1 protein-coding gene and 1 pseudogene are annotated in these 13464 nt (G+C 73.2%); both read left to right on the top strand.

From position 1 onward, the window contains the following. Nucleotides 1-34: 34 nt before the first annotated feature. Nucleotides 35-4849 (top strand): type I polyketide synthase, encoded by a 4815-nt coding sequence (locus J1792_RS34630; RefSeq protein WP_242646627.1) that lies wholly within the window; start codon nucleotides 35-37, stop codon nucleotides 4847-4849. After that, a pseudogene (locus J1792_RS35190) lies at nucleotides 4846-13458 on the top strand (type I polyketide synthase); the annotation flags it as partial. The gene J1792_RS34630 and the pseudogene J1792_RS35190, both read left to right, overlap by 4 nt. Between the last annotated feature and the right edge of the window lie 6 nt (nucleotides 13459-13464).

Below are 13464 nucleotides of genomic sequence, written 5' to 3'. Positions count from 1 at the left end.
CGTGGTCCTACCGCACCCGAAAGAGAGATCCCCGATGCCCGACGAGGAGAAGCTCCTCCAGTACCTCAAGCGAGCCACTGCCGAGCTGCGCGAGTCCAACCGGCGGATCCGCGAACTGGAGGACCGGGCGGTCGAGCCGATCGCCATCATCGGCATGGGCTGCCACTATCCGGGCGGCTGCCGCTCGCCCGAGGACCTGTGGCGTTTGGTCGCGGAGGGCGGTGACGCCGTCTCCGGCTTCCCCACCGACCGCGGCTGGGACCTCGGCGCGCTCGCGGGGGCGGCGGCCCGTGAGGGCGGATTCCTGCACGAGGCAGGGCGCTTCGACCCGGGATTCTTCGGGATCTCGCCGCGCGAGGCGCTCGCCATGGACCCGCAGCAGCGGCTCCTCCTGGAGACGAGCTGGGAGGCCGTCGAACGCGGCGGCATCGACCCGCTGTCGCTGCGCGGCAGCCGTACGGGAGTCTTCGCCGGGGCGATGTACCACGACTACGCGGTCGGCCTGCACGCCGTGCCCGAGGTGCTGGAGGGCTTCGTCGGGACGAGCAACGCGGGCAGCGTGCTGTCCGGCCGGGTGGCGTACGCCCTCGGCCTGGAGGGTCCGGCCATCACCCTCGACACGGCCTGCTCCTCGTCCCTGGTCGCCCTGCACCTGGCCGTGAAGGCGCTGCGCGGCGGCGAGTGCGACCTGGCGCTGGCGGGCGGGGTGACCGTGATGGCGACCCCGACGATGTTCGCAGGGTCGGAGTTCGACGAGGGCATGGCGACGGACGCCCGCTGCAAGTCGTTCGCCACGGCCGCCGACGGCACCGCATGGAGCGAGGGCGTCGGCGTCCTGCTGGTCGAGCGGCTCTCCGACGCGCAGCGCAACGGACACGAGGTCCTGGCGGTGGTCCGGTCCTGCGCGGTCAACCAGGACGGCGCCTCCAGCGGCCTGACCGCGCCCAACGGACCGTCCCAACAGCGCGTGATCCGGGAGGCCCTGACGAACGCCCGCCTCACGCCCGCCGACGTGGACGCGGTCGAGGCGCACGGCACCGGCACCGCGCTCGGCGACCCCATCGAGGCGCAGGCGCTCCTCGCCACCTACGGCCAGGAGCGGGACGCCGGCCGGCCGCTGTGGCTCGGATCCGTCAAATCGAACCTGGGCCACACCCAGGCCGCCGCCGGCGTCGCCGGGATCATCAAGATGGTCATGGCCATGCGCAACGGCGTCCTGCCGCGGACCCTGCACGTGGACGAACCGTCGTCGCACGTGGACTGGACGGCGGGCGCGGTCGAGCTGCTCACCGAGGCCCGGCCGTGGGAGACCGGCGGGCGCCCGCGCCGGGCGGGCGTCTCGTCGTTCGGGGTGAGCGGCACCAACGCGCACGTCGTTCTCGAGCAGGCCCCCGAGGTACGGGCCGAGCCCGCGGTGCGGGCCGCGGCACGGCCGTCCGTGCTCCCGTGGCTGGTTTCCGCACGCTCGGCCGCCGGACTGCGCGGCCAGGCGGAACGCGTCGCCTCCTTCCTGGCGGACTCGCCCGACCTCGCCGACATCGACGTGGCCCACTCCCTCGCCACCAGTCGGGCGGCCCTCGACCACCGGGCGGTGGTCCTGGCCGCCGACCGCGCCGGATTCCTGGCCGGCCTGTCCGCGCTGGCCGGCGACGAGGAGGCCCCCCATGTGGTGCGAGGCTTCGCCTCGCCGGGAGACGTGGCGTTCCTGTTCTCCGGCCAGGGGGCGCAGCGGTCCGGGATGGGTCGCGAGTTGTACGCGGCGTTCCCCGTCTTCGCGGGGGCGTTGGACGCGGTGGCGGAGCGGTTGGACTCCTGGTTGGAGCGTCCGGTCCGGGAGGTCCTCTTCGGTGACGGGGAGTGGATCGATCAGACGGTTTACGCGCAGGCGGGGCTCTTCGCCCTTGAAGTGTCCCTGTTCCGGCTCATGGAGTCGTGGGGTGTCACCCCTGACTTCCTGCTGGGTCATTCGATCGGTGAGCTGGCTGCCGCGCACGTTGCCGGGGTGTTGTCGCTGGACGACGCGTGCGCGTTGGTGGCGGCGCGTGGTCGGCTGATGCAGGCGTTGCCTGCCGGTGGGGCGATGCTGGCCGTCGAGGGCGAGGAGCCCGAGATCGCGGAGGCTCTGGCCTCGTACGAGAATCGTGTCGGCATCGCCGCGATCAACGGGCCCACCTCCGTGGTCATCTCCGGAGACGCGGATGTCGTCGCGGAGCTGGAGACCGGGTGGCGCGAGGCGGGTCGGCGGGTCAAGCGGCTGACGGTGTCGCACGCCTTCCACTCACCGCGTATGGACGCCATGCTCGACGAATTCGCCGCCGCGGCACGCAAGGTCACCTTCCACGCCCCGCAGCTGCCGATCGTCTCCAACGTGACCGGGAAGCTCGCCGACGCGGACGAGATCCGGACCCCCGGCTACTGGGTCCGGCACATCCGCCAGGCCGTCCGTTTCGCCGACGGGGTGCGGTGCCTCCACACCGAGGGCGTCACCAAGTTCATCGAGCTGGGGCCCGACAGCGTCCTCACCGCCATGACCCGGCTGTGCCTCGCGGACGAGGCCGGTACGCGCACCAGCGTCGCCCTTCCCGTCCTGCGGGGCGGCCGGGACGAGGCCGCCTCCGCGATCGAGGCCCTCGCCACGGCGCACGTCCACGGCGTCGCGGTCGACCGTGACCGGGTGTTCGCCCAGTGGGGCGGTACGCGGGTGGACCTGCCGACGTACGCCTTCCAGCGCGAACAGTTCTGGCCGGTGGCACCGGGCGTGGGAAGCCCGGCCGACTGGCGCTACCGCATCGACTGGCAGCCCCTCCCGGCCGCACCGCGGCCACGCCTCACCGGGACCTGGTGGCTGATCGAGCCGCCGGCCGGAACCCACGATCCCGTCGTGGAAGCCTGCGCGGCAGCCGTGACCCGGCACGGCGCGACCGTCGTCCGCGTCCCGGCCGGGCCTGACCCCGACACCCTCCGCCGTGCCCTGCGGGAGGCCGGGGCCTCCGGCACCCCGACCGGAATGCTGTCCCTGCTCGCCCTGGACGAGAGGCCCGATCCCGACCACCCGCACGTTCCCGCCGGGATCACCGCCACCCTGGCGCTGCTTCAGGCCCTGGACGCGCAGGCGCCCGGCGCCGGTGACGCCAAGGTCTGGGCGCTGACGCGCGGCGCCGTGGCGGTCGCCCCCGACGAGGCGCCGTACGGCACCGCCGGTCCCGCCGTATGGGGCCTCGGCCGGGTCGCCGCCCTCGAACACCCCACCCGCTGGGGTGGCCTGATCGACCTCCCGGAAATCCTCGACGCGCACACCGGCACCCTCCTCGCCTCGCTCCTGGCCGACAGCGGTGCTTCCGGCACTGGTGATGCCGGAATCGGTGGCGCCCGCAGCGGCGGCGAGGACCAGATCGCCGTGCGGCCTACCGGCACGTACGGCCGCCGACTGGTCCGCGCCACCGGTGACCCGCTCACCGACACCTGGCGGCCACGCGGCACGGCCCTGATCACCGGCGGTACGGGCGGTCTCGGTCGGCACGTGGCCCGAAGGCTCGCCGAGCGGGGCGTCGGGCACCTGGTCCTGACCAGCCGCCGGGGGGACCGCGCCCCCGGCACCGCCGACCTCGTCGCGGAACTCGGCGCGCTCGGCGCCAAGGTGACCGTGGCCGCCTGTGACGTGGCCGACCGGAAGGCACTCGCCGCGCTGCTGGCCGGACTGCCCGCCGACGAACCGGTCACCACGGTCGTTCACGCCGCCGGGATCGGGGACCTCGGCCCGCTGACGGACACCACCCCCGGTCGCCTGGCCGCCGTGCTCGCCGCCAAGGCCACCGGCGCGGAGAACCTGCACGCCCTGTGCGACAGCCCCGCGCTCGACGCGTTCGTGCTGTTCTCCTCCGCCGCCGCGACCTGGGGCGGCGCGGGCCAGGGCGCCTACGCCGCTGCCAACGCCCACCTGGACGCGCTGGCCCAGCGCCGCCGTGCCGCCGGTCTGCCCGCGACCTCGATCGCCTGGGGCGCCTGGGACGGGCCCGGCATGGGGGACGGCGCCACGGCCGCCGAACTGCGCCGACGCGGAGTGCTGACGATGGCGGTGGAACCCGCGCTGACCGCTCTGGGCGACGCGGTGACGCGGGACGAGGCGTGCGTGACCGTCGCCGGTGTCGACTGGCCGCTGTTCGCCCCCGCGTTCACGATGGCCCGTCCGAGCCCGCTGCTGGCCGCGCTGCCCGAGGCCCGGCCGCCCGCCGCGGGCCCGGGCGACGGCCTCCGGGCCGACACCACCGCGCTGCGGGCCCGACTGGCCGCGCTCCCCCTCGCGCAGCGTGAAAACGCCCTGCTCGAACTGGTCCTGGAGCAGGCGGCGCTGGTCCTCGGCCACGCGGACGCCTCCGACGTCGAGGCCGACCGGGCGTTCCGTGACCTCGGCTTCGACTCGCTGTCCGCCCTCCAGATGCGCGACCGCATCGAGGCGACCACCGGAATCGCGCTGCCCACGACGGCCGTCTTCGACCATCCGACACCGGACGCCCTCACCGGCCGACTGCTGGCCCAGCTGGCTCCGGAACCCGCGGACGGCCCCGTACTGTCTCCGCTGTCGCCCGAAGACGAGCGGATCATGCGCACGGTCGCCGCCATCCCGCCCGCCCGGCTCCGCGAGGCCGGCCTGCTGGACATCCTGCTCCGCCTGGCCGACGCCGGACAGCCCGGCACCGCCGAGGCGGCAGCCGCCGACGACCGGGCCGGCTCCGGTGTCCGTGCGGAAGAGCTCGACGCCATGGACGGCGAGAGCCTGCTCAAACTGTTCTCCGCCACCGGTGTCGACGACGCCGACGACGCCACCGACGAGGGAGCCCGCGCGTCATGAGTGCCACCATCGACCAGTACGTCGAAGCCCTGCGCAGCTCCGTGAAGGAGACCGAGCGGCTCAAGGCCCTCAACCGCGAACTGACCGCGGCCGGCCGCGAGCCCCTCGCCATCGTCGGCATGGCCTGCAGGCTGCCCGGCGGAATCGATTCCCCCGAAGCCTTCTGGGAACTGCTCGAGCGGGGCGGCGACGGCATCTCCGGATTCCCCGCCGACCGGGGCTGGGACACGAAGCGGCCGTACGCCGCGGAGGCCGAAGGGCCCGGGACCTACGCGCGGCAGGGCGGCTTCGTCCATGACGCGGGCTCCTTCGACGCGGACTTCTTCGGCATCTCGCCCCGCGAGGCCCTCGCGATGGATCCGCAGCAGCGCATCCTCCTGGAAACCGCCTGGGAGTGCCTCGAACGGTCGGGCATCGACCCGACGTCGCTGCGCGGCAGCCGTACGGGAGTGTTCGTCGGGGCCACCAACTCCGGCTACGGGGTCGCCACGTCGATGTCCGAGGACCTCGAGGGCTACTCCCTGATCGGCGCCGCCACCAGCGTGCTCTCCGGCCGGGTGGCGTACTCGCTCGGCCTGGAGGGACCGGCGGTGTCGGTGGACACAGCCTGCTCGTCGTCACTGGTGGCGCTGCACCTCGCGGCGCAGGCGCTGCGCTCCGGCGAGTGCACGATGGCCCTCGCGGGCGGCGTCACCGTCATGGCCACCCCGGGTGCGTTCGCCGAGTTCGGCCGCCAGCGCGGCCTCGCGGCCGACGGGCGGTGCAAGCCGTTCGCGGCGGGCGCCGACGGCACCGGCTGGGGCGAGGGCGTGGCGCTGTTGCTGATCGAGCGGCTGTCCGACGCACGGCGCAACGGGCATCCCGTACTGGCCGTGCTCCGGGGCTCCGCGATGAACTCCGACGGCGCGTCGAACGGCCTGACCGCCCCCAACGGGCCCTCCCAACAGCGCGTCATCCACGAGGCATTGACGAACGCCCGACTGTCGGCCGCCGATGTCGACGCCGTCGAGGCCCACGGCACCGGTACCACGCTCGGCGACCCCATCGAGGCGCAGGCGCTCCTCGCCACGTACGGCCGGGGCAGGGCGGCGGACCGGCCGCTGTGGCTCGGCTCGGTGAAGTCCAACATCGGGCACACACAGTCGGCGGCGGGCGCGGCCGGTGTCATCAAGATGGTCATGGCGATGCGGCATGGAGTGCTGCCCCGGACGCTGCACGTGGACGCCCCGTCGCCGCACGTGGACTGGACGGCGGGTGCGGTCGAGCTGCTGACGGAGGCCCGCGACTGGCCGAAGGGCACCGCGCCGCGCCGGGCCGGCGTGTCGGCGTTCGGCGTGAGCGGCACCAACGCGCACGTGATCCTGGAAGAGGCCCCGGAGCCCGCCGACACGGCCAGGCAGAACCCACCCGCCGCCCTTCCGGCCCCCGTGCCCCTGGTGCCCTGGCCGCTGTCCGCGAAGACGGCGCACGCGCTGCGCGGCCAGGCCGACCGGCTCCGTACGTTCCTCGACACCGCGCCCCACCACGACCCCGCCGACATCGGGCTGTCGCTGGCGACGACACGAGCCGCCTTGGACCACCGCGCGGTGGTGCTCGCCGCCGACCGCGAGGGCTTCCGTGCGGGCCTCACCGCGCTCGCGCGGGGCGAGAAGCACGCGTACGTGGAGAGCGGGGCGACGCTCAAGGGCCGGACTGCCTTCCTGTTCACGGGGCAGGGGCGCAGCGGGCCGGGATGGGCCGGGGCTGTATGAGGCGTTCCCCGCCTTCGCGGAGGCGCTGGACTCCATCGCGGAGCGGCTGGATGCCCGGCTGGACCGGCCGATCCGCGAAGTCCTCTTCGGCGAGGGGGACGCGATCGATCAGACCGTTTATACGCAGGCGGCGCTGTTCGCGCTGGAGGTTGCTCTCTTCCGGTTGCTGGAGTCGTGGGGTGTCACGCCCGACTATCTTCTCGGGCATTCGATTGGTGAGTTGGCTGCCGCGCATGTGGCGGGTGTGTTGTCGTTGGATGACGCGTGCGCGCTGGTGGCGGCGCGGGGTCGGTTGATGCAGGCGTTGCCGTCCGGTGGGGCGATGCTTGCTGTCGAGGGTGTGGAGTCCGAGGTCGCGGAGGCGCTGTCCTCGTACGAAGGTCGCGTCGGTATCGCCGCGGTCAACGGGCCTACCTCGGTGGTGGTGTCCGGTGACGCGGATGTGGTCGCGGAGCTGGAGGCTGTGTGGCGTGAGGCGGGTCGTCGGGTCAAGCGGCTGACGGTCTCGCATGCTTTCCACTCGCCGCGTATGGACGCGATGCTCGACGAGTTCGCCGACGTGGCAGGGAAGCTGGCCTTCCGCGCCCCGCAGTTGCCGATCGTCTCCAACGTCACCGGCGAGTTCGCCGACCCCGACGAGATCCGGACTCCCGAATACTGGGTCCGCCACGTTCGCGAAGCCGTCCGCTTCGCCGACGGCGTGCGGAGCCTGCGCGCGGCAGGCGTCTCCAAGTTCGTCGAACTGGGCCCCGACGGCGTCCTGACCGCCATGGCCCGCCAGAGCATCGAAGACGATGCGCAGACCGTCGCGATACCCACGCTGCGCGCGGGCCGCGACGAGCTCAGCTCCTGGTGGCAGGCCGTGGCGCTGATGCACATCCGCGGAATCCCGATCGACTGGGCCGCCGTCCATGCGCCGAGCGGCACACGTACGGTCGACCTGCCGACGTATGCCTTCCAGCGCGAGCACTACTGGCTGCTGCCTTCCGCGCCCGAGCGCACCGGTACCGCCGACGACGACCACGGCCGGCGCTACCGGGTCGGCTGGAAGCCCGTCCCCGAAGCCGCCGCCCCCGACCTGACCGGCACCTGGCTGCTGGTGACGGACGAGAAGTCCGCCGCCACCGTGCTGGTGCGCGACTGTGCCGCAACCCTGACCGGCTCGGGCGCGGACGTACGCGAACTCGTACTGACCGACCCATCGATCGAACGCGAGTCCTTGGCACGTCGGTTGCGGGAGAGCACCGCAGGCGTCCCCCTCTCCGGAGTGCTCTCCCTCCTCGCCGCCGACGAGCGACTGGCCCCCGACCACCCGGCACTGCCCGCCGGCGTCGCCCGTACCGTCACCCTCCTCCAGGCGCTCGGAGACACGGGCATCGAGGCCCCTCTCTGGCTGGCCACGCGCGGCGCGGTCACCGTGGCGCCCGGCGAGGAACTGGCGAGCATCCCCGGCGGACAGCTGTGGGCCCTCGGCCGGGTCGCCGCCCTGGAGTACCCGCGCCGCTGGATCGGGTTGGTGGACCTGCCCGCCGGTGCCGGGCCGCTTGACGCCCGTACCCGCAGACGGCTTGCAGGAGTGCTGGCCGACAGTGGTGACGAGGACCAGATCGCGGTACGGCCGACCGGACTGTTCGGGCGCCGCCTCGTCGACGCGCCCCAGGCCCCGGCCACCGACACCTGGCAGCCGTCCGGCACCGTCCTGGTCACCGGCGGCACGGGCGCGCTCGGCGCGCACGTCGCGCGCTGGCTCGCGGACCGGGGCGCCCCGCACCTCCTGCTGGCCGGCCGCCGGGGCCCGACCGCCCCCTCGGCCGCCGCCCTCGCCGCCGAACTCCGGGCGCGCGGCACCAAGGTCACCGTCGTCGCCTGCGACGTCGCGGACCGGACCGCGGTGGACGCCCTCCTGTGCGACATCCCGGACGACCTTCCGCTCACGGCGGTCTTCCACGCGGCCGGCACCGGCGCCTTCGCCCCCCTGGCGGAGACCGGGCTCGCCGACTTCGCGACCGGGCTCGAAGCCAAGGTGGCCGGCGCCGTCAACCTGCACGAGGCGCTTGTCCACGTACCCCTGGAAGCGTTCGTGCTGTTCTCATCCGTCGCCGCCGTATGGGGCAGCGGTGGCCAGGCCGCGTACGCCGTCGCGAACGCCTTCCTGGACGGACTCGCGGAGCGCAGGCACGCCGCCGGACTCGCCGCCACCTCGATCGCCTGGGGCCCGTGGGCCGGCGACGGCATGGCGGGCGCCGCCGCCACCAGCGACTACCTGCGCAAGCGCGGACTGCTGCCGATGGACCCGCAGTGGGCCGTCGGCGCGCTGGGCCGGGCCGTGGACGGCGCCGACACCTGCGTGGCGGTCGCGGACGTCGACTGGCCCCGGTTCGCCGCCACCTTCACCGCAGCCCGCCCCCGCCCGCTCCTCGACGAGCTGCCTGCCGTACGCGACTCCCGCGATCGTCGGCCCGCCGCGCCGACCGCACCCCGCGGCGCGGCCTCGGAACTCGCCGCCCGCCTCACGGGTCTGTCGCCCGCCGAACAGGAGACAGTGGCCCTGGCGACGGTACGGGACCAGGTCGCGGAGGTGCTCGGCCACCGGCGCGGCGCCGAGGCGGTCGAACCGCACCGGGCGTTCACCGAACTCGGCTTCGACTCGCTCACCGCGATCGAACTGCGCGAAGCCCTGAACGCCGCGACCGGTCTGCGCCTGCCCGCGACCCTGATCTTCGACTACCCCACCCCGGCCGCCCTCGCGGAGCATCTGCGGGCCGAGTGCCTCGGCGGTTCCGCCGAGGCCGTGCGCGTACACCGCACCGCGGACGCGGACGCGGACGAGCCGATCGCGATCGTCGGCATGAGCTGCCGCTACCCCCACGGCGTGGAGTCCCCCGAGGACCTGTGGCGGCTGGTGCTGGCGGGCAGGGACGCGACCTCGCTCTTTCCTGACGACCGGGGTTGGGACCTCGACGCGTTGTACGACCCCGAGGGCGCCGCACCGGGCACCTCGTACGTCCGCGAGGGCGCCTTCCTGTCCGACGTAGCCGACTTCGACCCGGCCTTCTTCGGGATCTCGCCGCGCGAGGCCCTCGCCATGGACCCGCAGCAGCGGCTCCTCCTGGAAACGGGCTGGGAGGCGTTCGAGCGCGCCGGCATCGACCCGACGACGCTGCGCGGCAGCCGAACCGGCGTCTACACCGGCACGAACGGCCAGGACTACCTCCCGCTGCTCCTGGCCTCCGAGCACGGCAGCGAGAGCCACCAGGGCGTCGGCAATGCGGCTGGAGTGATGTCCGGCCGGGTCGCGTACACGCTCGGCCTGGAGGGTCCGGCGATGACGGTCGACACGGCGTGCTCGTCGTCGCTGGTGGCGCTGCACCTGGCGGTGCAGGCGCTGCGGGGCGGTGAGTGCGACTTGGCGCTGGCCGGCGGTGTCACGGTGATGGCCACGCCGTCCGCGTTCGTCGAGTTCAGCCGCCAGGGCGGGCTCGCGGGCGATGGCCGCTGCAAGGCGTTCGCCGCGTCGGCCGACGGTACAGCGTGGGGCGAGGGCGTGGGCATGCTGCTCGTGGAGCGGTTGTCGGACGCGCGCCGCAATGGTCATCGGGTGTTGGCGGTGGTGCGGGGTTCGGCGGTGAACTCCGATGGTGCGTCGAACGGTCTGACGGCGCCGAACGGTTGGTCGCAGCAGCGGGTGATCCGGCAGGCGTTGGCGAATGCGGGGTTGTCGGCGGCTGATGTGGATGTGGTCGAGGCGCATGGTACGGGTACGAAGCTGGGTGACCCGATCGAGGCGCAGGCACTTCTTGCCACGTACGGCCGGGAGCGGGAGGCGGACCGGCCGCTGTGGCTGGGCTCGGTCAAGTCGAACATCGGGCATACGCAGGCCGCTTCCGGGGTTGCCGGTGTGATCAAGATGGTCATGGCGATGCGGCATGGAGTGCTGCCCCGGACGTTGCACGTGGACGAGCCGTCCCCGTATGTGGACTGGGCGGCGGGTGCGGTCGAGCTGTTGACGGAGGAGCGGGCGTGGCCGCTGGTCGGGGACCGGCCGCTGCGGGCTGGTGTGTCCTCGTTCGGGATGAGCGGCACCAACGCCCACGTGATCCTGGAGGGGGCGCCTGAGCCCGAGCCCGAGACGGATGCCGTGGAGGCGGAGTCCGGGCCCGGGACGGTGCTGCCGTTCGTGATTTCCGGCAAGTCGGCGGCAGGGCTGTGGGCCCAGGCGGACCGGCTGCGGGCCTTCGTGGAGGAGCGGGAGGACCTGACGGCCGCCGATCTCGCGCTGTCGTTGGTGACGACGCGGGCGGTGCTGGAGCACCGGGCGGTGGTGCTGTCCCCGGACCGTGAGACGGCTCTGGTTCGGCTGGCGGAGCTCGCCGGGGGTGGTTCCGGGGCAGGTGTGGTGACCGGTGCGATGGTGCCGGGGAAGACGGCTTTCTTGTTCACGGGGCAGGGGCGCAGCGGGCCGGGATGGGCCGGGGGCTGTATGGGGCGTTCCCGGTGTTCGCGGATGCGTTGGATGCGGTGGCGGAGCGGCTGGACTCCCGGCTGGAGCGTCCGATGCGTGATGTGCTCTTCGGCGACGGGGAGTGGATCGATCAGACGGTTTATACGCAGGCGGCGCTGTTCGCGCTGGAGGTCGCTCTCTTCCGGCTCCTCGAGTCGTGGGGTGTCACGCCCGACTATCTCCTCGGACATTCGATTGGTGAGTTGGCTGCCGCGCATGTGGCGGGTGTGTTGTCGCTGGACGACGCGTGCGCGCTGGTGGCGGCGCGGGGTCGGTTGATGCAGGCGTTGCCGTCCGGTGGGGCGATGCTTGCTGTCGAGGGTGTGGAGTCCGAGGTCGCGGAGGCGCTGTCCTCGTACGAAGGTCGCGTCGGCATCGCCGCGGTCAACGGGCCCACCTCGGTGGTGGTGTCCGGTGACGCGGATGCGGTCGCGGAGCTGGAGGCGATGTGGCGTGAGGCGGGTCGTCGGGTCAAGCGGCTGACGGTCTCGCACGCGTTCCACTCGCAGCGCATGGACGCGATGCTCGACGAATTCGCTGCCGTGGCAGGTGAGGTGACCTTCCACGCCCCGCGCATACCGATCGTCTCCAACGTGAGTGGGAAGCTCGCCGACGCGGACGAGATCCGGACCCAGGGTTACTGGGTGAGGCATGTCCGCGAGGCGGTACGTTTCGCCGACGGCGTCCAGTACTTGAACAGCCAGGGCGTCAGCCGCTTCCTGGAGCTGGGCCCCGACGGCGTACTCACCGCCATGGTGCAGGAGAGCACCGAGAGTGACGCGGCGGTTCCGGTGCTGCGCTCCGGCCGTGACGAGGTCGAATCCCTGTTCACCGCGCTGGCCACGTCGTATGCACGGGGTGCGGCTGTGGACTGGGCCGCTGTTCTGGCCCCGTCCGGTGGGCGGACCGTCGAGTTGCCGACGTACGCGTTCGTGCGTGAGCGGTTCTGGCCGCGGGTCTCGCTGGCCGCGGGCGATGTGAGCGCTGCGGGCCTGGGCGTCATCGGCCATCCGCTGCTGGGTGCCGGGGTGGACCTTGCCGACGGGGAGGGCACGGTCTTCACCGGGCGGCTCTCGCAGGCCTCGCACCCGTGGCTGGCCGATCACGTCGTCCACGGGCAGGTCGTGGTCCCCGGCACCGCGTTCGTGGAGCTGGCAGTACGTGCGGGCGACCAGGTCGCCTGTGGGCATCTTGAGGAATTGGTGCTGGAAACGCCGCTGATCCTGCCGCCGGGGCAGGCGGTGCAGTTGCAGGTCAGTGTGGAGGGAGTCGACGAGCTGGGGCGGCGGCCGTTCGCGGTGCACGGGCGCGTGGAGCGTCCCGGCACCGACGCCGGGTGGCCGGACCAGGCGTGGACCCGTCATGCCGTCGGAGCCCTCACCCCCACGGGCCCGGCGGCCACTCTCAACGCCGACCCCGCCCAGTGGCCGCCGGCCGACGCCGTGCCGGCCGAGGTCGAGGATATGTACGCTGCTCTCGATGCGATCGGGCTGCACTACGGTCCCGTCTTCCAAGGCGTACGTGAGGTGTGGCTGCGCGGCGACGAGGTGTTCGCGGAAGTGGCCCTTCCCGAAGAGGAAGAGGGCCGGGCGGCGCGGTTCGGGCTGCACCCGGCACTGCTCGACGCCGCGCTCCAATCCATGGCCGTACGAGTCTTCGCAGCTCAGGGTAAAGGCGACGGCAGTGCGGAAGCGCCCGCTCGGCTCCCCTTCTCCTGGTCCGGGGTCACCCTGGCCGCCTCCGGCGCGGGCCTGCTGCGGGTGCACCTCCGTCCGACCGGCACGGACGGCGTCGCGCTGAGCGCCACCGACGGCGACGACGCACCCGTCATCTCCGTCGAACGGCTCGTGATGCGCGCGCTCCAGCAGGAGCAATTCGCCGCGCCCGCCGCCTCTGCCGGACAGGACTCGCTGTACCGTCTGGAGTGGACCAGGCTGCCGAGCACCGACGGCGACGGACCGGCACCCGGCTCTGTCGCTCTGCTCGATGCGTTTGGTGTGCCAGGGGCCGCGGAGGGTCTGACGGCCGCAGGCGGTGTCGTACGACGCATGGCCTCCGCCGACGAACCCGTGGGTGAACTCCCCGGCTTGGTGGCTCTGCCGGTGGCGGGCGCGACTGCGGCCGACGTACTGCCGATCCTGCGGGACTGGCTCGCGGACGAGCGATGGGAGGGCGTGCCCCTCGCGGTCCTGACGCGCGGTGCGGTCGATGCGGGCGACGGCGAACCAGTGGCCGATCTCGCCGCTGCTGGTGTGTGGGGTCTGGTGCGCTCGGCGCAGTCGGAGCATCCAGGGCGCGTCGTCCTGCTCGATATGGACGGCACCCCCGCTTCGTGGGCCGCGCTGGGCGGTGCCCTTACCAGC

It is taken from the genome of Streptomyces triculaminicus (genome assembly GCF_017349075.1).
In the GTDB taxonomy this organism is placed as follows: domain Bacteria; phylum Actinomycetota; class Actinomycetes; order Streptomycetales; family Streptomycetaceae; genus Streptomyces; species Streptomyces triculaminicus.
This window is presented reverse-complemented; position numbering and strand designations above follow the sequence as displayed.

What these genes read in the sequence shown, in the direction of transcription:
- J1792_RS34630 (WP_242646627.1), top strand. Translation starts at nt 35, where the DNA reads ATGCCCGACGAGGAGAAGCTCCTCCAGTACCTCAAGCGAGCCACTGCC.